This window comes from Ferribacterium limneticum (assembly GCF_020510585.1).
Lineage (GTDB): Bacteria > Pseudomonadota > Gammaproteobacteria > Burkholderiales > Rhodocyclaceae > Azonexus.
In genome coordinates, this window is the sequence record NZ_CP075190.1 from 1,051,867 (window position 1) to 1,073,855 (window position 21,989).

The window sequence follows — 21,989 nt, forward strand, 5'->3', positions numbered from 1 at the left end:
GCTTGAGCAGTTAGTGAGCAAGGACATGACTTACTCGCGCTGCTTTTGGCTCGATCCTGAATCCTAACCACTGGATCCTGAAATTATGAAAATCTGCGTTCTGCCGGGTGACGGCATTGGCCCCGAAATTACCGCTGAAGCGGTGCGCGTGTTGAAGGCTCTCGATCTCAAGTTCGAGATGGAAGAAGGACTGCTCGGCGGCTGTGCGGTCGATGCGACTGACCATCCTTACCCGGAAGCGACGCAAAAGCTGGCGCGCGCGGCTGATGCCATCCTGCTCGGCGCCGTCGGTGGCCCGAAGTGGGATACGCTGCCGCGCGAAAAGCGCCCGGAACGCGGTCTACTCGGCATCCGCAAGGATCTGAACCTGTTTGCCAATTTGCGTCCGGCCATTTTGTATCCGGAACTAGCCAATGCTTCAACGCTCAAGCCGGAAGTGGTTGCCGGGCTGGATATCCTGATCATTCGCGAACTGACCGGCGACATTTATTTCGGCCAGCCGCGCGGTATCCGTGAAGAAAACGGCGAGCGTGTCGGTTTCAACACTATGGTTTACAGCGAGTCGGAAATTCGCCGCATTGGCCATGTCGCCTTCCAGGCCGCCCAGAAGCGCGACAAACGCCTGTGCTCCGTTGACAAGATGAACGTGCTCGAATGTACCCAGCTCTGGCGCGACGTGATGATCGAGATTTCGCACGATTATCCGGATGTCGAACTGAGCCACATGCTGGTCGACAACGCCGCCATGCAACTGGTCAAGGCGCCCAAGCAATTCGACGTGATGGTCACCGGCAACATGTTCGGCGACATTCTGTCCGACGAGGCATCGATGCTGACCGGCTCGATCGGCATGTTGCCGTCGGCCTCTCTCGACGACAAGAACAAGGGGCTCTACGAGCCGTCGCACGGTTCTGCTCCGGATATCGCCGGCCAGGGTGTGGCCAATCCGCTGGCCACCATTCTGTCGGCTGCGATGATGCTGCGTTACACTTTTGCTCTCGAAGAGCAGGCACTGCGCGTCGAAAATGCGGTCAAAAAGGTTTTGGCCCAGGGTTACCGGACTGGCGACATCTACGAGCGCGGCACCAACAAGGTGGGTACGAAGGAAATGGGCGACGCCGTACTGGCGGCGCTGTAAAAAGGTTTTTCACGGAGAGTGATGAGATGAAGAAGGTTGGTCTGGTTGGTTGGCGCGGTATGGTCGGTTCGGTCCTCATGCAGCGCATGGTGGAAGAGGGTGATTTTGCCCATATCGATCCGGTGTATTTCTCCACTTCGGCAGCTGGTGGCAAGGCCCCGGTATTCGGTGGCAAGGAAGCCTCGCTGCCGCTCCAGGATGCTTCCAATATCGAAGCCCTGAAGGCCTGTGAAATCATCATTACCTGCCAGGGGGGCGACTACACCAAGGAAGTCTTCGCCAAGCTGCGCGCTACCGGCTGGAATGGTCACTGGATCGATGCCGCCTCCTCGCTGCGCATGGCTGACGGCGCCGTGATCATCCTCGATCCGGTCAACATGCACGTCATCAAGGACGCGCTGGCCAAGGGCGGCAAGAACTGGATCGGCGGCAACTGCACGGTTTCCCTGATGCTCATGGGTCTTGGCGGCCTGTTCCAGAACGACCTGATCGAATGGGCAACGTCCATGACCTATCAGGCTGCCTCCGGTGCTGGTGCACAGAACATGCGTGAGCTGATCTCCCAGATGGGTGCCATCCACTCATCCGTCGCTGATCTGCTGGCTGACCCGGCGTCCGCCATTCTCGATATCGACCGCAAGGTTGCCGAGACCATCCGCTCCGATGCCTTCCCGAAGAAGAACTTCCGCAACACGCCGCTCGCTGGTTCGTTGATCCCGTGGATCGACGTGCCCTACGAGAACGGCCAGTCGAAGGAAGAATGGAAGGGTGGCGCGGAATGCAACAAGATTCTCGGCAAGCCGGCTTTCCGTAGCGCCGGCTCGATCCCCATCGATGGCTTGTGCGTGCGCATCGGTGCCATGCGTTGCCACAGCCAGGCGCTGACCATCAAGCTCAAGAAGGACGTGCCGCTCGACGAAATCAGCGACATGTTGGCCAAGGCCAATCCCTGGGCCAAGGTTGTGCCGAACGATCGCGAGATCTCCGAGCGCGAACTGACGCCGGCGGCCGTGACCGGTACATTGACTGTGCCGGTTGGTCGTTTGCACAAGATGGCCATGGGTCCGGAATACCTGGCAGCCTTTACCTGCGGCGACCAATTGCTGTGGGGCGCCGCCGAGCCGCTGCGTCGGATGCTGCGTATTCTGCTCGACGCCTGATCTGAATCATCCTTTCGCCTAAAAGCCGGGGCTTTGACCCCGGCTTTTTATTTGTTGGGGATATGCAAAAAGGGCAGGTTTGAGAAGCGGGTTTAGCTTGCATTGCTAAGTACATGATGTTAATTTGAAAGTCCCAAAATTGACGCTCAGGGTTTCGCCGTGAACGGAACTGTACATACCAGGTTCAAGAAACGCGCCGCCGCGCTTGCTGTCGCTTCTTGTCTTTCAATTTCCCCGTGGATTGCAGAGGCTGCCGGCCTGGGCAAACTCACGGTGTTGTCGGGTATTGGGCAGCCCTTGCGGGCCGAGCTCGATATCGGCGCGACAAGGGACGAACTGGGCGGGATGACCGCTCGTCTCGCGCCTCAGGATGCCTTCAAACAGGCTGGTGTCGATTTCGCCTCTGTTTTGATGGACCTCCGGTTCACCGTCGAGAAGCGCCCCAATGGGCAGTCGGTGGTCAAGGTGAGTTCGTTCAAGCCGATCAACGAACCCTTCCTGGATTTTCTGGTTGAGCTGAACTGGCCGGCCGGCCGCCTGGTTCGCGAATACACCTTCCTCCTGGATCCACCGGAAATGATGGCTTCCCAGTCGTCGCGCCCGGTTGCCGAGGCGCGGGTCGTGGAGACGGTGCGCGGAGGCGGTTACGCTGGTGAGTCAAGGTCGGTACCAGTCAAGGCTGCGCCTGCACCCCGTCCTGCTCCGGCTCCCAAGCTTGCGGCCGAGCCCAAGCAGAAACCGGAGAGTGCCGGGGCTCATGTTGTGAAGCAGGGCGAAACGCTGCGCAAGATTGCTGCCGAAAACAAGTATGAGGGGGTTTCCCTCGAGCAGATGCTGATTGGTTTGTTCCAGCGCAATCCGGATGCCTTCGTAGCCCAGAATGTCAATCGCCTTAAAGCTGGCGCCATTCTGAATATTCCCGAACAGTCTGCGGTCGAGTCGGTCTCGCCGGCCGAAGCAAGAAAAGTCTATGTCGCCCAGGCGCGTGACTGGAATGACTATCGGCAAAAGCTGGCCGCTTCCACGGCCAGGACGCCAACTGCGGACGGTGCGTCAACCCAGACCAGCGCCGGAAAAATCACGGCCAAGGTAGAAGAGAAAGCCGCGCCGGCCGAGCAGTCCAAGGATCAGGTCAAGGTGGCACGCACCGATCCGGCAGCCAAGGGTGTTGCTGCCGGCAAGGCGGCCGAGACGGCTGATCAGTTAGCCAAGGACAAGGCGCTCAAGGAAGCGCAGGATCGCCTGCAGACACTGGAAAAGAACGTCAATGAGTTGCAAAAGCTTCTGGAGATGAAGAACCAGAAGCTGGCTGAACTGCAGCAACCGCCTGCCAAGAAGGAAGAGCCCAAGGCGGTTGAGGCGGTGAAGCCTGTCGAGGTAGCCAAGCCGGTCGAGCCGAAGGTGGTGGAGGCTCCCAAGCCGGTAGAGCCGCCGAAGGCCCCCGAGGTTGCCAAGCCCGTTGAGGAAGCAAAGCCGGTCGAACCACCAAAACCCGTCGAAGCTCCGAAGCCGGAGGCGCCGAAGGTGGCGGCTCCTGTGCCGACGCCTGAGCCGGAACCCGAACCCGAGCCGAGCTTCGTAGACTCCTTGCTCGAAGACCCGCTTCCCCTGGTTGGCGGCGGCGGAGTTCTTGCCCTGCTGGCCGGCTACTTCCTGTACAACCGTCGGCGTACCCGGAGCGCGTCTGTTGAAACGACGGCGCTGCCGATGCCGTCCAGCCTTGGTCCCAATTCCGTATTCCGCATGACGGGTGGCCAGAGCATTGATACGGGCAATACCCCGCCGCAGACTGGCGAGTTCAGCCAGACCGGTCCGGGCACGATCGATACCGATGAGGTTGATCCGGTTGCCGAGGCTGATGTGTACATGGCCTATGGCCGTGATACCCAGGCTGAGGAAATCCTTCTTGAAGCATTGCAGAAGGATCCGCAACGCACCGCCATCCACGCCAAGCTGCTGGAAATTTACGCCAACCGTCACAGCGTGAAGCAGTTTGAAACGCTGGCTGGCGAGTTGTATGCCCAGACAGCCGGTGTTGGCCCGGATTGGGCAAAAGTTGCGCTACTTGGCTTGGGCCTCGATCCGAACAATCCGCTATATTCAGCCTCGCATGCTCAGTCTGCACCGGAGATGTCGGCTGAGCCGGAAGCGCCGATGGCCGACGCTTCTGTTGATATTCCTGCCGATCTACCCTCGACGATGCCAGAGTCGCTGGCGACTTTCCCTGAGCCGGAGCTTGAGCCCGAAGCAGAGGCTGTCCCTGCGGCGCTCGATCTGTCGGATGATTTCGAGCATGACACCTTGGTTCTCCCGAAAGAGCCGGAGCCGCAGGCCGAAAATGAGGCCGCAGCCGAGACTCTGGACCTCGGGCAGGATGCAATGACACTTGACTTTGATCTTGGCGCGGAGACGATTGCTCCCGAGATCAAGAGCCAAATCGCCGCGGATGCTGAGGCTGAGCCGTATACCGATACCGTGGTTTCGGTGAGTGATTCGGATGCCCTCGATTTCGATCTGGGTAGCGAGCTGGCACCAGCTGCTGGCGTGGAGGTGGTTCCGCCGGAAGAGCCGAGCGATACCGGTCTGGATCTCGATTTCAACGTTGCCGAGCAAGCGCTGGTTGAAGAGGAGCCTGCTGCATCGGCGCCTGATTTTTCTCCGGACGGTACTCTGGTGATGCCGTCGGCGGTCGCTGAAATGGCCGACGATCTTGATGTCGGTCTGGGCACCTGGGTTGGTGGAGAAGAGTTGCCCGAAGAGCTGCGAGCCGAGGTTCCACATCAGGACGAGCCGCAGGCTGTCGAACTCGGTCACGATGCGGACGCGGCGATGTCCAGGACCGTGGTCAATCAGGTGGCCGGCACGGATACACTGATCGATTCGAATATCCTTAATTTTGGCGGTGATGATCACAATGCCAAGTTGGCTGACACCGTGGTCAACGCCGGTATTGTTGATAGCGACTCGCTGGAGTTCGATGTCAAGCTGACTGACTCGATGTTCCTTGGCCAGCCCATGGGAACGCAGGAGTTTGATATCGGTTCGATCAATCTCGATCTTTCCGAGCCACCGGAGGCAGCGCCAACTGCGCCAGCTGAGGTGAGTGCCGCTCCGGCTGAAATGGCGCCGCTTGATGCGCCATCGGCTGACGGTGCTGTAGCTGACGAGGCGCCGGTGCACAACGAGCAGTGGGAAGAGGTCAATACCAAGCTGGATCTGGCCAAGGCCTATGAAGAAATGGGCGATCTCGAAGGGGCTCGCGAGCTGCTGCAGGAAGTGGTTGGCGAGGGCTCGATTGATCTGGTTGAACAGGCTCGCACGATACTCGGCCGCATAGGCGGGTAGAATTCAGGCTTGTGATCGGCACATGGCCCCGCAAGGGGCCGTGTGCATTTCGGGAGCCCGGTTTTGCATCCTTCTTGCGCATTGATCGTTTGGCTGGCAGCGGTTATCGGCGTTCAGTTCGTCGGCTATGCCGCCATGCTCCTGCTCGTAGCCGGTGCCTTGCTGCTGAACCCTGCCTTGCTTCGTCGCTGGTGGGTGTACATCAGGCGGGCGCGTTGGTTGTTGCTGACTCTCTGGTTGATTCTGGCCTACAACACGCCGGGCGAGGCTCTGCACGACCTGCCCTGGGCGCCAACCTTTGAAGGTGTGGCCGAAGCCAATTTGCAGGCCGCTCGTCTGGTGGCGATGCTGGCCTGCCTGGCCTGGCTGTTCCTGCATCTCGGCCACGAAGGGATGATTGCCGGCCTGTGGGGGCTGCTGCAGCCGGTTCGCGGGCTTGGCTTTGATAGCGAGCGTGTTGTCGTCCGTCTGTCGTTGGTGCTTGAGAACCTTCAGGAGCCTCCGGAAAAAGGGGCGTGGAAGCGGATGCTGGCGGCCCAGCCGTCTGACTCGTCCGGGCAGGAGTCTCTGCATTTGAGTCTGGCGCCATGGCATCTGCGCGACAGTTTGCTGGTGCTGGCCTCTGGCCTTGGCTTGATGGGAGCGGCATTGTTGTGAGAATTGCCTTGGGCGTCGAATACTGCGGTACTGCCTTTCATGGCTGGCAAAGTCAGGCCGGCGGCGGCACGGTGCAGGATGCGCTGGAGTCGGCGCTGCGCGAAATCGCCGGGATGCCGGTTGGCGTGATGTGTGCGGGACGGACCGACGCCGGCGTGCATGCGAGCCATCAGGTCGTGCATTTCGAGACTTCGGTCGAGCGTCCGCTGACGGCCTGGGTGCGTGGCGTCAATTCGAATTTGCCAGCAGGCGTTGCCGTGCGCTGGGCGCAGGCGGTGGACGACGAATTCCATGCGCGATTCAGCGCCCGTGGCCGGCGTTACCGCTATCTGCTGCTCAATCGGCCGCAGCGGCCGGGCTTGTGGGCGGGACGGGTTGGCTGGTTTCATGGAACGCTCGAACTGGCGGCGATGCAGGATGCCTGCGCCCGACTGCTCGGCGAGCATGATTTCTCGGCTTTTCGCGCTGCCGGGTGCCAGGCCAAATCACCGGTCAAGACGCTGGCGCGGGCTGATGTTCGGCAGTGCGGCAGCCTGTTCATCTTCGATTTCGAGGCCAGTGCCTTCCTGCATCACATGGTGCGCAATCTGGTCGGTACGCTGGTCTATATCGGCAAGGGGGCGCAGTCGCCCGGTTGGGTCGACGAGTTGTTGCAGATGCAGGACCGCAAGCTGGCGGCGCCGACGTTTTCGCCGGATGGCCTGTATTTCCGCGGCCCGATCTATGAACCGCACTGGGGTCTGCCCGATCCGGACGACGATTTTCTCGATGGGCTGTTGAAATAATGCTTTCGGGCCAAATTTTCATTCAAGCAGCGATTTCAATTTTGGCCGTTTTTTCAGGTTGACCGTAGGAATGAAGAATTCATGAAAACACGGATCAAAATCTGTGGTCTGACCCGCGAAGAGGATGTCGACGCGGCGGTGGCGGCTGGTGCCGATGCGATCGGCTTTGTCTTCTATCCGCCCAGCCCGCGCTACGTCACTCCGCAGCGGGCGGCCGAACTGGCCAAGCGAATTCCGCCTTTTGTCGATGTCGTCGGCCTGTTCGTGAACGAAGCGCCGGACGTCGTACGAGCGGCCTGCGAGGCCCTGCCCATCAACGTCCTGCAGTTTCACGGCGACGAGGATGCTGCCTATTGCCGCCAGTTCGCCCGGCCCTATCTGCGGGCGGCACGAGTGAGGCCGGGGCTTGATCTGGTAGAATTCGCCGGCTCGTTTCCCGACGCCCGGGGTCTGTTGCTGGATGCCTTTGTCGAGGGCTACGGTGGCGGTGGCCATGTCTTTGACTGGACGCTGATTCCGCCGAATCTCCCATCGTATCTGGTGCTTTCCGGCGGATTGACCGCAGACAACGTCGGCGATGCCGTGCGGCGCGTGCGCCCGGTGGCCGTCGATGTCTCGTCTGGCGTCGAAGCGGGCAAGGGAATCAAGGATCACTCGAAAATCGCTGCCTTCGTGGCGGCTGTACGGAAAGCCGATGAGTCAATATAACTTCCCCGACGCCAAGGGCCATTTTGGCCCTTACGGTGGCGTCTTCGTGGCCGAGACGCTGTTTGGCGCGCTCGATGAATTGAAGGAAGCCTACGCCGCAGCGCAGGCCGATCCGGCCTTCCGGGCCGAATACGAATACGAGCTCAAACATTTTGTCGGCCGTCCGTCGCCGATCTACCACGCCAAACGCTGGTCGGAAATGCTTGGTGGCGCCCAGATCTACCTGAAGCGTGAAGACCTCAACCACACCGGTGCCCACAAGGTTAACAACTGCATCGGCCAGGCCATGCTGGCCAAGCGCATGGGCAAGCCGCGCGTCATCGCCGAAACGGGCGCCGGCCAGCACGGCGTCGCCACGGCCACAGTCGCTGCCCGCTACGGCATGGAGTGCGTGGTCTATATGGGCAGCGAGGACGTCAAGCGTCAGGCGGCAAACGTCTATCGCATGAAGCTGCTCGGCGCCACCGTCGTTCCGGTCGAATCCGGCTCGAAGACACTCAAGGACGCGCTCAATGAAGCGATGCGCGACTGGGTCACCAACATCCACAACACCTTCTACATCATTGGTACGGTCGCCGGTCCGCATCCGTATCCGATGCTGGTCCGCGATTTTCAGAAAATCATCGGCGAAGAATGCCTGGTTCAGATGCCGGAAATGACCGGCCGTCAGCCCGATGCGGTGATTGCCTGCGTCGGTGGTGGTTCCAACGCGATGGGAATTTTTTATCCCTACATCAACGTCGAGGGCGTTCGCCTGATCGGCGTCGAAGCCGCCGGTGACGGCATGGAAACCGGCCGCCACTCGGCCTCACTGACCGCTGGCGTGCCCGGCGTGCTGCATGGCAACCGGACCTACCTGTTGCAGGATGAAGACGGCCAGATCATCGAAACTCATTCGATTTCGGCTGGTCTGGACTACCCGGGCGTCGGTCCGGAGCACGCTTGGCTCAAGGATATCGGCCGTGCTGAATACCAGCCGATCGACGACAGCGAAGCGCTGGCCGCCTTCCACACCCTGTGCCGCATCGAAGGCATCATCCCGGCGCTCGAATCCAGCCATGCGCTGGCTTACGCCGCCAAACTGGCGCCGACGTTGCCGAAGGACAAGATTCTGCTGGTCAATCTCTCCGGCCGGGGTGACAAGGACATGCACACCGTGGCCGAGAAGTCGGGGATCGTTTTCTGATGTCGCGCATAAAGACCGCTTTTGACCGGCTCAACGCCGAAGGCCGCAAGGCGCTGATTCCCTTCATCACAGCCGGCGATCCGGATGCCGCACTGACCCTGCCGCTCATGCAGGCGTTGGTCGAGGCCGGCGCCGATGTCATCGAACTCGGCGTGCCGTTCTCCGACCCGATGGCCGATGGCCCGACCATTCAGCGCGCCTCCGAACGCGCCCTGGCCAAGGGCATGACGCTGCGCAAGGTGCTGCAACTGGTCAGCGCCTTCCGTACGCTTGATGACAAAACGCCGGTTGTGCTGATGGGCTACGCCAATCCGATCGAGGCGATGGGCCTCGAGAAATTTGCCGAGAAGGCCGCGCAGTCCGGGGTCGATGGCGTACTCGTCGTCGATTACCCGCCCGAAGAAGCGGCCAGCTTTGGTGCTGCGATGAAGGCGCACGGCATGGATCCGATCTTCCTGCTGGCCCCGACTTCCAACGCCGAGCGCATCGCCCAGGTGGCCGAAATCGCCAGTGGCTACGTCTATTACGTCTCGCTGGCCGGCGTTACCGGTTCCGGCGCGCTCAACGTCGAGGCGGTGGCTGAGCGTCTGCCGCTGATCCGCGAAAAGACCGGTCTGCCGGTCGGGGTCGGTTTTGGCATCCGTGACGCGGCTACCGCGGCTCGCATTGCCGCTATCGCCGACGCCGTTGTCGTCGGCAGCCGGATTATCGAAGAAATTGAAAAATCGACCGCGGAAACTGCCTGTGCCAACGTGAAAGCCTTGGTTGCAGACATTCGTCGCGGTGTGGATGAGGTGAAAAAATGAGCTGGCTGACCAAACTGCTGCCCCCCAAGATCAAGCGCGAGCAAGGCGCCCAGCGCCGCGGCAACCTGCCGGAAGGCCTGTGGAGCAAGTGCCCGTCCTGCGAGGCAGTGCTCTACGCGACCGATCTGGAAAACAACCTGCAGGTCTGCCCCAAGTGCGGCCACCACAACCGCCTGAATGCCCGCCAGCGCCTCGATATCCTGTTGGATGCCGAAGGCCGTTTCGAGATCGGCGCCGAGGTATTGCCGGTCGACAGCCTCAAATTCAAGGACTCCAAGCGCTATCCCGATCGTCTGATGGATGCCAATGAATCGAGCGGTGAAAGCGATTCGCTGGTCGTCCTGCAGGGTGCCATCAAGACCATGCCGGTCGTTGCTGCGGCCTTCGAGTTCGACTTCATGGGCGGCTCGATGGGCTCCGTGCTCGGCGAACGCTTCGTACGCGGCGTGCAAACCGCCGTCGAGCACAAGATGCCTTTCATCTGCATCACCGCATCCGGTGGCGCCCGCATGCAGGAAGGCTTGTTCTCGCTCATGCAGATGGCCAAGACGACGGCCTCGCTGACCAAACTGTCCGAAGCCGGCCTGCCTTTTATCTCCATCCTGACCGACCCGACCATGGGCGGCGTTTCCGCCTCCTTCGCCTTTGTTGGCGACGTGGTCATTGCCGAACCCAAGGCGCTGATCGGCTTTGCCGGCCCGCGCGTCATCGAGCAGACCGTCCGCGAAACGCTGCCGGAAGGCTTCCAGCGCTCCGAGTTCATCATGGAAAAGGGCGCCATCGACATGATTGTCGACCGTCGCGAACTGCGCGATCAGGTCGCCCGCGTCCTGGCTCTGCTGCAAAAACTGCCGGCTGCCGCTTGAAGACACTCGAAGACTGGCTGGCTCACCTCGAAGGCCTGCACCCGAAAGGTCAGGCCGGCATCGAGCTGGGCCTCGACCGTATCCGGCAGGTCAAGGATGCCCTGGGACAGACCCAACACTGCCCGGTCATCGTGGTCGGTGGCACCAACGGCAAGGGCTCGACCTGCGCCTATCTCGAAAACATCATCGACCGCGCCGGCTACAAGGTCGGCTGCTACACCTCGCCGCACCTGTTGGCTTACAACGAGCGGGTGCGCCTGAACGGTCGATCAGTGAGCGATGAGGCCTTGTGTGCCGCCTTCGCTCGCGTCGAAGGTGCTCGCCAACAGGCCGGCAACGTCGCGCTGACCTATTTCGAATTCGGTACGCTGGCCGCCTGGGAAGTCTTTGCCGAAGCCGGTGTTGAAGCAGCCGTCCTCGAAGTCGGCCTCGGTGGGCGCCTCGATGCGGTCAACGCCTACGAACCCGATGTTTCCATCGTCACTACCGTGGCCCTCGATCACACCGACTGGCTGGGGCCGGATCGCGAAAGCATCGGCTTCGAAAAGGCCGGCATCTACCGCGCCGGCAAGCTGGCCTTGTGTGCCGACCCGAATCCGCCACAAAGCCTGCTAGCCCACGCCGCAGCCATTGGCGCCGATCTGCGCCTGATCGGTCGCGATTTCGGCTTCGAGCGGCCGGCTGCCGAAACCAACGAAAACCGCCTGCAATGGCGCTGGTGGTGCCTTTCCGGCGGCCAGCTAATCAAGCGTGCGCTGGCCTATCCCGGCCTGCGCGGCCCGACCCAACTCTACAATGCAGCTGTCGCCCTGGCTGCGCTTGATGCGCTCGGCGACAAGCTGCCGGTGACCATGCAGGCCATCCGTCCCGGCATGATCGAAACCGAACTGCCCGGGCGCTTTCAGGTTGTTCCCGGCAAGCCTGCTATCGTCCTCGATGTTGGCCACAATCCACAGGCGATCCGGGTGCTTGCCGACAATCTGTCGAGCATGGGCTTTTTCGACCGGACCTTCGCTGTGCTTGGCATGTTGAGCGACAAGGATATCGTCGGCGCGCTGGCCCCCTTGAAGGGTAAGGTTGATGTCTGGCATCTGGCGACACTGGCTGGTCCGCGAGGAACCAGCGCCGAGACGCTGGCCGGGATCATTGCCGAAACAGTGCTCGGTGGCGAGGTGGTTTGCCACCCCTCCGCGCAGGCTGCCATGCAAGCAGCCAAGGGGCAGGCCGCTGAAAGTGATAGAATCCTCGCCTTTGGATCCTTCTACACGGTAGCCGGAGCGCTAGAAACGCTACGGAAAAGACCCTAGTCATGGACGACAACGACGCCCAGTTGCACCTCAAGAAACGCGCCCGCCGCCGTCTGGTCGGGGCGATATTCTTCGTATCCGTGGTTGCCGTTGTGCTGCCCATGGTGATGGATCACGAACCGCGCCAGACCGTGCAGGATGTCGAAATCCGTATTCCAGGGCAGGACGAAAAGCCGTTTGCGCCGAAATTTGCTGCTGCACCGGTAGAGAGAGCCGCGCCAAAGATTGTCGAGACCCCTGTGGTGCCGCCGGCCGTGGCTACTCCGGAGGCCGTCGTGGCCGAGCCGGCAGTCAAGCCGACAGCCCGCGTTGTCGAGGTCGCCAAGGATGCCAAGCCGACCGAGAAACCAGTTGAAAAACCGGCGGCCAAGCCGGAAAAAGCCCCCGAAAAACCGGCTGTAAAAGCCCCTGAAAAGCCGGCCGAAAAGCCGGTCGAGAAGCCCAAGGCCGACGATGCCAAGCGCGCTGCGGCGATTCTGGCCGGTCAGGCAGCCGAGACCAAGCCGGCCGCCAAAGGTGGTGAATATCTGGTTCTGATCGGTGCCTTTTCGAATGAGGCCAACGTCAAGAGCCTGAAGGCGAAGCTCAGCGAGGAAGGCATCAAGACTTTCAGCGAGCCGCTCGATACGCCGCAGGGCAAGAAAACCCGCGTTCGGGCCGGACCATTCGCCAGTCGCGAGGCGGCCGACAAGGCACTGGAAAAGATGAAGCGGATCGGTGTCAGCGGAGTCGTTGCGGCCAAGCCATGACGGGTTTTGACTACGTTGTAATCGGGATTGTCGCTGTCTCGCTGCTGTTTGGTTTGTGGCGTGGCGTGGTTGGCGAGGTAATCGCGCTGGTCGCTTGGGGCGTCGGGATTTTTGCTGCGATCGAGTTCGGTGCCTCGGTCGGGCATTCCGTTTTTGCCGGCTTGAGCGATCAAGCGTTGCGGACGCTGGCCGGTTGTGTAGTGATATTTGTCGGCATTCTGGTTTCGATGGCGGTTTTGAACATGGTGGTACGCAGCATGGTCAAAGCCTTGGGCCTGTCCGTCTCGGATCGCATTCTCGGCATGATCTTCGGACTGGCGCGCGGAGTGCTGGTGTGCATGGTGCTGGTCGGGTTGGGGGGCATGACCTCTGCCCCGACGCAGTCGTGGTGGAAAAACGCCACGCTGGCGGCGCCTCTGGAAACCGTCGTTATGGCCGCCAAGCCTTGGCTGCCCGACGATTTGGCAAAACGAATTCGATTTAGCTAAGCAGGAAATACTATGTGCGGGATTTTGGGTGTAATGGCGACAACGCCGGTCAATCAGCTGCTTTACGACGGCCTGATGGTGCTTCAGCACCGCGGCCAGGATGCGGCAGGGATCGCGACGGCGGAGAACAATACTTTTCACCTGCACAAGGGGCCGGGGCTGGTCCGCGACGTCTTCCGCACCCGCAACATGCGGGCGCTGCCCGGCAATTGCGGTATCGGCCACGTCCGCTACCCGACAGCCGGTTCGGCCTACAATTTTGCCGAGGCGCAACCGTTCTACGTCAATTCGCCATTCGGCATCTGCCTTGGTCACAACGGTAACCTGACCAATGCCGAGCAACTGAAGGGCGAGATGTTCCGCCTTGATCGCCGGCACATCAATACCAATTCCGACTCGGAAGTCCTGCTCAACGTGCTGGCGCATGAACTGCAGTCGGCGGCGCACGGTTACGAGCTCGATGTCGATGCTATTTTCCAGGCCGTTGGCGGCGTCCATCGTCGTTGCCGCGGTGCCTACGCGGTCGTCGTGCTGATCGCCGGTTATGGCCTGCTGGCCTTTCGCGATCCGCACGGTATCCGGCCGCTGGTCTATGGCCAGAATGAAACCCCGGAAGGCATGGAGTATCTCGTTTCGTCCGAATCGGTTGCCCTCGATACACTGGGTTTCAAGATGGTGCGCGATATCGAGCCGGGTGAAGCAGTCTTCATCGACTTCAACTTCGAGTTCCACAGCCGCCAGTGTGCGCAGCAGCCGATGTACGCGCCGTGCATTTTCGAATACGTCTATCTGGCCCGTCCGGATTCGGTGATCGACGGTGTTTCCGTCTACGAATCCCGTCTGGCCATGGGCGAAATGCTGGCCGAGAAGGTCAAGAAGCACATCCCGGTCGAAGAGATCGATGTTGTTATTCCGATTCCGGATTCCAGCCGTCCGTCCGCCATGCAACTGGCTCAGGTGCTCGGTATTCCGTTCCGCGAGGGCTTCGTCAAGAACCGCTACGTCGGCCGCACCTTCATCATGCCGGGTCAGGCCATGCGCCGGAAATCGGTGCGTCAGAAGCTCAATACCGTTGGCCAGGAATTCAAGGGCAAGCGGGTTCTGCTGGTCGATGACTCCATCGTCCGCGGCACGACCAGTCGCGAGATCGTCGACATGGCACGCGCTGCTGGCGCGACCAAGGTCTATTTTGCGTCGGCTGCGCCGCCGGTACGCTTCCCCAACGTCTATGGCATCGATATGCCAACCCGGGCCGAGCTGATCGCCACGGGCCGTACGGATGAGGAAATCGCCGCCGAAATCGGTGCCGATGCGCTGGTTTATCAGGATATCGAGGCGCTCAAGGAGTCGATTACCTCGTTGCGCTCCGATCTCACGCTGTTCGATGCTTCCTGCTTTGATGGCTGCTACATCACGGGCGACATTGACGATTATTACCTCGACGCGGTCGAAGGCAAGCGTGGTAGCAAGGGTGGCAAGGGCAGCGACGACGACGGCGATGGCCGCGCCTCGCAGCAACTCGTCCTGCAACTGGCCGAGGATGCACGGGATTGACCATGTCTGATTTTCCAGAATACCGTCCGGAAACGCTGGCTGTTCGTGCCGGCCAGCAGCGCAGCCAGTTCGGCGAGCATTCCGAAGCGCTTTACCTGACCTCGAGTTTCGTCTTCAAGAGCGCAGCACAGGCGGCCAAGCGTTTTTCCGGCGAGGAAGAGGGCAACGTTTACGCCCGCTTCTCGAACCCGACCGTCACCATGTTCGAGGAACGCCTTGCCGCGCTGGAAGGCGCCGAGGATTGCGTCGCCACGGCGAGCGGCATGTCGGCGATCATGGCCGCTGTGCTGGCTCACCTCAAGCAGGGCGACCACATCGTCGCTTCGAACAGCCTGTTCGGCGCCACGGTGCAGTTGTTCAACAACATCCTGTCGCGTACCGGCATCACGACCACCTTTGTGTCGCATACCGATCCGGCGGCGTGGGAAGCGGCGATCCGTCCGGAAACCAAGCTGTTTTTCCTCGAAACGCCGTCCAATCCGCTGACTGAAATCGCCGACATCCGGACGCTGGCCGGGATCGCCCACGCCAAGGGCATCCTGGTCGCCGTCGACAACTGTTTCTGCACGCCCATCCTGCAGCGTCCGCTCGACATGGGGGCCGATCTGGTCATCCATTCGGCGACCAAGTTCCTTGATGGGCAAGGCCGCGTGCTGGGCGGTGCCGTCTGCGGCCCGAAGAAACTGACCGAAGAAGTCTTCAAATACCTGCGCACGGCGGGTCCGACGCTGTCGGCCTTCAATGCCTGGGTGCTGCTCAAAGGCCTTGAAACGCTGAAGCTGCGTGTTGAAGCGCAATCGGCCAATGCGGCACAACTGGCTGCCTGGCTCGAGGCGCATCCGAAAGTGGCGCGCGTTTTCTATCCCGGTCTGCCCTCGCATCCACAGCACGAACTGGCCAAGACCCAGCAGAAATCGGGCGGCGCCATCGTCGCCTTCGAAGTCAAGGGGGCTCGCGAACAAGCCTGGCAGGTCGTCGATAATTGCCGCCTGCTGTCCATTACCGCCAATCTCGGCGACACCAAAACGACCATTACCCATCCCGCCTCCACCACGCATGGCCGCATTTCACCGGAAGCCCGGGCCGCGGCCGGCATCAATGAAGGGCTGCTGCGCATCGCCGTCGGCCTCGAAGCGGTGGAGGATCTGCAGGCCGATCTTGAGCGTGGACTGAGCCTGATCTGATCGTCTGAATTTTTCCGCGCCGCCAGCGAGGGGGCGCAACCGCCGGATCTCGGTGTTTTTCCGGTTAACCGTGTTTGCTACGGTCAACCGGAAAAAATGCCCAAAATTGAAATCCGGTTTCTCCTGACCCTCGCTGTCTCGTTGCATCCTGTCCCTTCTGGTCAGGCTTTATCCAAGGATTTCCATGCATTTTTCCGATCTCGGCCTCAAGGCCGAACTCCTGCGCGCCGTTGCCGACCAAGGTTACGACACGCCGACCCCCATCCAGCAGCAGGCCATTCCGGCCGTCATGACCGGCCGCGACCTGATGGCCACGGCCCAGACCGGCACCGGCAAGACGGCCGGTTTCACGCTGCCCATTCTGCACCGGCTGTCCAGCGGTCCGGCCGGGCATCTCGCCCGCGTCACAAAGAAGCCACGCGTACTGGTCCTCGTGCCGACGCGCGAACTGGCCATCCAGGTCGAAGAAAGCGTGCGCACCTACGGCAAACATCTGCCGATCGTCTCGCTGGCTGTTTTCGGCGGTGTCGGCATCAATCCGCAGATTGCCAATCTGCGCCGCGGTGTCGATATTCTGGTGGCGACGCCGGGTCGCCTGCTCGACCATATTCAGCAGCGCACGGCCGATCTCTCGGCCATCGAGATACTGGTCCTCGACGAAGCCGACCGCATGCTCGACATGGGCTTCATCCGCGATATCCGCAAGATCATCGCCCTGCTGCCGAAACAGCGGCAGAACCTGATGTTCTCGGCCACTTTCTCGCCGGACATCCGCGAACTGGCCGCCGGCCTGCTGCACAATCCGGCCTCGGTCGACGTCGCCGCGCGCAATACGGCGGCTGAAACGGTGGCCCAGTGCGTCATCGAAACCAACCGCGACCAGAAGAAGGAACTCCTCTGTCACCTGTTCGAGACCCGCGGCTGGCATCAGGTGCTGGTTTTCGCCCGGACCAAGCATGGCGCCGATGCGCTGTCCAAGACGCTGGAAAAAGCCGGTATCAGCTCGGCGGCTATCCACGGCAACAAGTCGCAGGGGGCGCGGACGCGGGCCCTCACCGATTTCAAGGAGGGCAAGCTGGTGGCGCTGGTGGCAACCGATATCGCGGCGCGCGGCATCGATATCGATGCCTTACCCTACGTCATCAATTATGAGCTGCCCGATGTCGCCGAAGACTACGTGCACCGCATCGGCCGGACCGGCCGGGCCGGCATGGAAGGCAAGGCGATCTCGCTGGTCAGCCACGACGAGCGCGGTAGCCTGCGCGACATTGAACGACTGATCAAGCGCGATCTCGAGCGCCTCGTCATTCCTGGCTTCGAGGCATCGGCCATCGCGCCGCCCAAGCCGGTGCAGCCGCCGCGCGGCGTGCGCAAGCCGCAACCCGGCCGGCCACAGGCGAAGAAAACGGCGCAAAACCCGAGTCGACCGCAGCAACATCACAGCGGCAACCGGCATCGCTGATCACCAGCCACGCGGGAACTAATGGCGTGGCTGACTTGTCGGGGGGCGAAAAAACGTCTACTGTGGAAACTTAAGCTGTAACTTCATATTGTTAACGCAGTTTCTTAAGGTGTTTTGGAGGTCGGGATGCCCCCCCCGCAAAAAGTCCGGCTCGGTGACCTGCTGATTCAGCAAGGCCTGCTGACCGAGGAACAACTGAAGATGGCGCTCGACGAGCAAAAACGTACCGGGCGCAAGCTCGGGCGGGTTTTTGTCGAGAGCGGCTACGTCACCGAGGAAGGCATCTCGCAGGCGCTGGCCCGACAGTTGCGGATTCCCTTTGTCGACCTCAAGAATTTCACGCCCAAGCCGGATCTGATCAAACTGTTACCGGAAGCACCGGCCCGGCGTTTTCGGGCCATGGTGCTCGATCAGTTGCCGGATGGCCGTTTGCTGATCGGCCTGGCCGATCCGACGGACTTGCAGGCGTATGACGAAATCACCCGTCTGGTCAAACGCGAGATCGACCTCGCTGTCGTTACCGAGAGCCAGTTGCTGGCCATGGTCGACCGCGTCTATCACCGTGGCGAGCAGATTACCGGGCTGGCCAAGGAACTGACGGCCGAACTCGGCGACATGCCGATCGAATTCGGCGACCTGCTTGGCCTCAATCCGGGCGCCGAGGATGCGCCGGTCGTCAAGCTGCTGCAAACGGTGTTCGAGGAAGCGATGCGTCTGCGCGCTTCCGACATCCATTTCGAGCCGCAGGAAAAATCGCTGCGCATCCGTTTTCGTATCGACGGCGTGCTGCACATCCAGACCGAAGCCGACGGCAAGGTTTCATCGGCTGTTGCGCTGCGCCTGAAGCTGATGTCCGGGCTCGACATCTCCGAAAAACGCCTGCCGCAGGATGGCCGTTTCAATATCAAGGTACGGGCCAATCCGGTCGATGTCCGGATTTCGACCTTGCCGACACAATATGGCGAATCGGTGGTCATGCGTCTACTTGCCCAGAACACCGGCCTGCTCGAACTCGACAAGATCGGCATGCCGCCCCGTGTGCTCGAGCGCCTCCGCCATGCCTTGAAACGACCGAGCGGCATGGTGCTGGTTACCGGCCCGACTGGTTCCGGCAAGACGACGACGCTCTATGCCGCGCTCAACGAACTGAATAGCCCCGAGAAGAAGGTCATTACCGTCGAAGACCCGGTCGAATACCGGCTAGGTGGTCTGAATCAGGTGCAGGTGCACGAAAAGATCGACCTCTCCTTCTCGCGCGTGCTGCGCACCGTGTTGCGCCAGGACCCGGACATCGTGCTGATCGGCGAAATGCGCGACCAGGAAACGGCCGAAATCGGCATGCGCGCCGCGATGACCGGCCACCTTGTGCTGTCCACCCTGCACACCAATGACGCCGTATCGACGCCGATCCGCCTGCTCGACATGGGCGTCCCGCGCTACATGGTCGCGCTGTCGGTGCACATGGTCATCGCCCAGCGTCTGGTCCGGTTGATCTGCAGCAACTGTCGCGAAGCCTATGCGCTGACGCCGAACGAGCATGAATGGCTGCGCTATGAGCTGGGTAATGGCATTGATGACCACACCTACCAACATGGTCGTGGCTGCGCCCATTGCGCCAACACCGGTTATCAGGGGCGGAGCGGCGTCTACGAGTTTCTTGAAATGAGCGACACCGTGGTCGAAGCGATCAACCACGAAGACCCAGGCGAATTCATGCGCGTTGCCCGCCAGCAGATGGCCGGCGAAACGCTGCGCCGCGATGCCGTCCGTCTCGTGCTTTCGGGCCGGACAACGGTTTCCGAAGCCATGCGCATCAGCAACCAGTTCGAGGAATAAGCCGGCGTGGCCAACTTTGCCTACAAGGGTCGGGATGGTGGCGGCAACCTGATCGAGGGCGTGCTCGAAGGCGCCACCTCGGGCAACGTCGCCGATGTCCTGCTCGGTCGCGGCATCACGCCGGTCTCGATCCAGGAAACCCGCGTCAAGGCAAAGAGTGCTGGCGAAGCCGGCTTGAATTTCTTCAAGCCCAAAGTCGAACACGTCGATATCCTCCTCTTCTCGCGGCAGATTCACACCTTGCTGAGGTCTGGTGTGCCGATCATGCGCGCCTTGAGCGGCCTGCAGGAGTCGGCGACCAACCCGGCGATGAAGGACGTCATTCGCGATGTCCGCGAAAGCCTGGAGGCCGGCCGCGAACTGTCGGTGTCACTGGCCCGCCATCCAGAAGTATTCAACCCCTTCTATATTTCCATGGTGCGGGTCGGCGAAGCGACCGGCCTGCTCGACGAAATTTTCCTGCGCCTGTTTGATCACCTCGAATTTGAGCGCTTCATGCGCGAACAGGTCAAGTCGGCCCTGCGTTACCCGACCTTTGTCGTGATGGCCATGGCGGCGGCCATTGTGGTCGTAAACATTTTTGTCATCCCGGCCTTTGCCAAGGTCTTTCAGGGCTTCGGCGCGGAATTGCCGCTGATGACGCAAATACTGCTTGGGTTCTCCAATTTCATGGTGACCTGGTGGCCGGCCATGCTCGTCGGCACCGTTGCTGCCGTATTCATTTTCCGGGCTTGGGTTGCCACCGCGGCGGGGCGCATGCAGTGGGAATCAATGGTGCTGCATTTTCCGATTGCCGGAAAAATCGTCCGCAAGGCGGCGATGGCCCGATTTTCCCGCAGCTTCGCCCTCGGCATGCGCAGTGGCGTGCCGGTCATGCAAGCCCTGACCAACTCGTCGCAAACGGTCGATAACAGCTTTATCGCCGCCAAGATCGAAGGCATGCGCGACACCGTCGAACGCGGTGAAAGCGTCGTCCGTTCGGCCATCGCCTCGGGGTTTTTCTCGCCAGTCGTGTTGCAGATGATCTCGGTCGGCGAGGAATCCGGTGCGCTCGATGACATGCTGGAAGAAGTCGGCCAGATGTACCAGCGCGAAGTCGAATATGAATTGAAGACCCTGGGCCAGCAGATCGAGCCCATACTGATTGTCTGTCTTGGTGCGCTGGTCCTCGTGCTGGCGCTGGGCATCTTCCTGCCGATGTGGGACCTCGGCAAGGTCGCCATCAAGCGTTGAGGCGGCCATGCGGCGCTATTACGAATTCGCGGTTGTCGTCGTCCTGATCAGTATTCTCGCTCTGGTGCTACTGAAGGCGCTGGGGCGGGCGAGCAATGAAATGGAAGAGGCCGGCGTGCAGGCGGACGTGGCAGCAATAAGAATAGGCTTGATGGAAGTGGTGGCGCACCGCGAAACGTTTGGTGGCAGTTTGCCGAAGAGTGACAACCCACTCGATTGGGTGGCCAGTAGGCCGGGAAACTATCTGGGGGAAATGGATGGCGTGCCGGACAGCAATGCAGTCTGGTACTTCGACCACCAGGCAAGGGAACTGGTTTACCGCTTTCGCGACGGGCATCGGGCCAGATTCCGGCTCAGTCGCGACGGCAACGTGGATAGCCCGAAGGCTGTGGTGGCAGGGGTCGGTTTGTTGCGACTTGAAGATCAACGCGAATAAATGTTGAGAAGGAATGCCAATATGTCTAAAGTAATAAAACTTATAGTCGATAATATAGATATGAACCATCAATCCATCCAGCGCAGGCGAGGCCAGTTCGGTTTTACGCTGATCGAACTGATCGTCGTTATCATCATTCTCGGCATCTTGGCCGCTGTTGCTTTGCCAAGATTTGTCAATTTGCAGCGCGATGCCCGCATCGCCAAGCTGCAGGCGGCTCGGGGCAGCGTCTCGGCGGCTGCGGCGCTGGTCCATGCCACAGCCTTTTCGCGGGCCGGGATTGCCGATACGGTAGCTTGTGCTGGCGGTGGCTTCGCCAACAACGCGACCGGTGCGACCGGCACCGTTTGTACCGAAAGCGGGATGGTCAACATGGTCTACGCCTACCCGGCGGTGACGGCAATCGGCACAGCCGGCATTCTCTCCATGGCGGGCCTTACCGGTGTATTCAATCCGACAGCCCAGGACCTGCAGGCTGAAGGCTATACCTACGACGTAGCCGGCGGTGTCGCCACCTTTGGCGTACTCGGGGCGACGACTGCGGCCACCTGTTTCTTTACCTACACCCAACCGACGGCGCCGAATCAAGCGGCACCGGTCAGCGGGTTGACCACGACCGGATGTTAATTTTTTAATTTTTAGGAGTTGGTGATGAAAGCTATGCAAAAAGGTTTTACCTTGATCGAACTGGTGGTCGTGATCGTTATTCTCGGCATCCTGGCGGCAACGGCATTGCCGAAATTTGTTGATTTGACCGATGAGGCATCCACGGCTGCTGCGGCCGGCATTGCCGGCGGTATTTCGTCGGCTGCTACGGTGAATTACGCAGCCCGCAAGGGTAGTAATAACACTAAGGGTGTTGCCTATACCTCGGCCACGCCTTGTACTCGGACTGTAATAGATTCGATTATGCAGACGCCGCTGCCGTCTACCGGCTATACCTTTGCTCAAGTCGGAAGCACGAGCTGTGCGCTCGCGGCTCAGGATGGTACCGCCGTCAGCTGCACGGTAACGCCGACCAAGGGTACGGCCGCGACCGCAACCATCATTTGTGTCCAGTAAGTCTATCCTGCTCAGTAAAAACCCGCC

Annotated in this window: 20 protein-coding genes; all 20 read left to right on the plus strand. The window is 60.8% G+C overall.

Features of this window, described 5'->3' with window-relative positions; genetic code table 11:
* Positions 1 to 85: 85 nt before the first annotated feature.
* The 20 genes from leuB to KI613_RS21285 all read left to right on the plus strand — a co-directional run bounded on the left by leuB (position 86) and on the right by KI613_RS21285 (position 21,962).
* A complete protein-coding gene (gene leuB, locus KI613_RS05050; protein ID WP_226404107.1) occupies positions 86 to 1,138 on the plus strand; it encodes a 3-isopropylmalate dehydrogenase in 1,053 nt (350 codons plus the stop codon).
* A gap of 26 nt (positions 1,139 to 1,164) precedes the next feature.
* Positions 1,165 to 2,298: an aspartate-semialdehyde dehydrogenase gene (asd, locus tag KI613_RS05055; protein WP_226404108.1), complete on the plus strand. Its 1,134-nt coding sequence runs from the start codon at positions 1,165 to 1,167 to the stop codon at positions 2,296 to 2,298.
* Between the two features lie 159 nt (positions 2,299 to 2,457).
* Positions 2,458 to 5,643, plus strand: a complete 3,186-nt coding sequence (locus KI613_RS05060; RefSeq protein ID WP_226404109.1) for a FimV/HubP family polar landmark protein — start codon at positions 2,458 to 2,460, stop codon at positions 5,641 to 5,643.
* A gap of 135 nt (positions 5,644 to 5,778) precedes the next feature.
* Positions 5,779 to 6,300, plus strand: a complete 522-nt coding sequence (locus KI613_RS05065; RefSeq protein WP_226404110.1) for a hypothetical protein — start codon at positions 5,779 to 5,781, stop codon at positions 6,298 to 6,300.
* Positions 6,297 to 7,085 carry a tRNA pseudouridine(38-40) synthase TruA gene (gene truA, locus KI613_RS05070; RefSeq protein ID WP_226404111.1) on the plus strand — a complete coding sequence of 263 codons (789 nt, stop codon included), beginning with the start codon at positions 6,297 to 6,299 and terminating at the stop codon, positions 7,083 to 7,085. Before KI613_RS05065 ends, truA begins: the two co-directional genes overlap by 4 nt.
* A gap of 81 nt (positions 7,086 to 7,166) precedes the next feature.
* Positions 7,167 to 7,793 carry a phosphoribosylanthranilate isomerase gene (locus KI613_RS05075; RefSeq protein WP_226404112.1) on the plus strand — a complete coding sequence of 209 codons (627 nt, stop codon included), beginning with the start codon at positions 7,167 to 7,169 and terminating at the stop codon, positions 7,791 to 7,793.
* Positions 7,780 to 8,979, plus strand: coding sequence for a tryptophan synthase subunit beta (gene trpB / locus KI613_RS05080; RefSeq protein ID WP_226404113.1), 1,200 nt, complete (start codon positions 7,780 to 7,782; stop codon positions 8,977 to 8,979). The genes KI613_RS05075 and trpB overlap by 14 nt, the downstream gene beginning before the upstream one ends.
* Positions 8,979 to 9,785 (plus strand): tryptophan synthase subunit alpha, encoded by an 807-nt coding sequence (gene trpA / locus KI613_RS05085; RefSeq protein ID WP_226404114.1) that lies wholly within the window; start codon positions 8,979 to 8,981, stop codon positions 9,783 to 9,785. The genes trpB and trpA overlap by 1 nt, the downstream gene beginning before the upstream one ends.
* Positions 9,782 to 10,651, plus strand: coding sequence for an acetyl-CoA carboxylase, carboxyltransferase subunit beta (gene accD, locus KI613_RS05090; RefSeq protein ID WP_226404115.1), 870 nt, complete (start codon positions 9,782 to 9,784; stop codon positions 10,649 to 10,651). Before trpA ends, accD begins: the two co-directional genes overlap by 4 nt.
* Positions 10,648 to 11,958: a bifunctional tetrahydrofolate synthase/dihydrofolate synthase gene (gene folC, locus KI613_RS05095; protein ID WP_226404116.1), complete on the plus strand. Its 1,311-nt coding sequence runs from the start codon at positions 10,648 to 10,650 to the stop codon at positions 11,956 to 11,958. Before accD ends, folC begins: the two co-directional genes overlap by 4 nt.
* Positions 11,959 to 11,960: 2 nt before the next feature.
* Positions 11,961 to 12,707 carry an SPOR domain-containing protein gene (locus KI613_RS05100; protein ID WP_226404117.1) on the plus strand — a complete coding sequence of 249 codons (747 nt, stop codon included), beginning with the start codon at positions 11,961 to 11,963 and terminating at the stop codon, positions 12,705 to 12,707.
* Positions 12,704 to 13,195: a CvpA family protein gene (locus KI613_RS05105; RefSeq protein WP_226404118.1), complete on the plus strand. Its 492-nt coding sequence runs from the start codon at positions 12,704 to 12,706 to the stop codon at positions 13,193 to 13,195. The genes KI613_RS05100 and KI613_RS05105 overlap by 4 nt, the downstream gene beginning before the upstream one ends.
* 12 nt (positions 13,196 to 13,207) lie before the next feature.
* Positions 13,208 to 14,749 carry an amidophosphoribosyltransferase gene (gene purF, locus KI613_RS05110; RefSeq protein WP_226404119.1) on the plus strand — a complete coding sequence of 514 codons (1,542 nt, stop codon included), beginning with the start codon at positions 13,208 to 13,210 and terminating at the stop codon, positions 14,747 to 14,749.
* Between the two features lie 2 nt (positions 14,750 to 14,751).
* Positions 14,752 to 15,933 (plus strand): O-succinylhomoserine sulfhydrylase, encoded by a 1,182-nt coding sequence (locus KI613_RS05115; protein WP_226404120.1) that lies wholly within the window; start codon positions 14,752 to 14,754, stop codon positions 15,931 to 15,933.
* Between the two features lie 184 nt (positions 15,934 to 16,117).
* Complete coding sequence (locus tag KI613_RS05120) at positions 16,118 to 17,395, plus strand: DEAD/DEAH box helicase (RefSeq protein ID WP_226404121.1); 1,278 nt, start codon at positions 16,118 to 16,120, stop codon at positions 17,393 to 17,395.
* 126 nt (positions 17,396 to 17,521) lie between these two features.
* Positions 17,522 to 19,231: a GspE/PulE family protein gene (locus KI613_RS05125; RefSeq protein ID WP_226404122.1), complete on the plus strand. Its 1,710-nt coding sequence runs from the start codon at positions 17,522 to 17,524 to the stop codon at positions 19,229 to 19,231.
* A gap of 6 nt (positions 19,232 to 19,237) precedes the next feature.
* Positions 19,238 to 20,464, plus strand: a complete 1,227-nt coding sequence (locus KI613_RS05130) for a type II secretion system F family protein (RefSeq protein WP_226404123.1) — start codon at positions 19,238 to 19,240, stop codon at positions 20,462 to 20,464.
* Positions 20,465 to 20,471: 7 nt separating this feature from the next.
* Entirely contained in the window at positions 20,472 to 20,900 is a 429-nt protein-coding gene (locus tag KI613_RS05135; RefSeq protein ID WP_226404124.1) for a type II secretion system protein, read from the plus strand.
* 60 nt (positions 20,901 to 20,960) lie between these two features.
* The gene (locus KI613_RS21220; RefSeq protein WP_264181454.1) at positions 20,961 to 21,527 is read left to right on the plus strand and encodes a prepilin-type N-terminal cleavage/methylation domain-containing protein; all 567 of its coding nucleotides are present in this window, start codon (positions 20,961 to 20,963) and stop codon (positions 21,525 to 21,527) included.
* Between the two features lie 24 nt (positions 21,528 to 21,551).
* Positions 21,552 to 21,962 carry a type II secretion system protein gene (locus KI613_RS21285; protein WP_319004091.1) on the plus strand — a complete coding sequence of 137 codons (411 nt, stop codon included), beginning with the start codon at positions 21,552 to 21,554 and terminating at the stop codon, positions 21,960 to 21,962.
* The last annotated feature ends 27 nt before the right edge of the window (positions 21,963 to 21,989 follow it).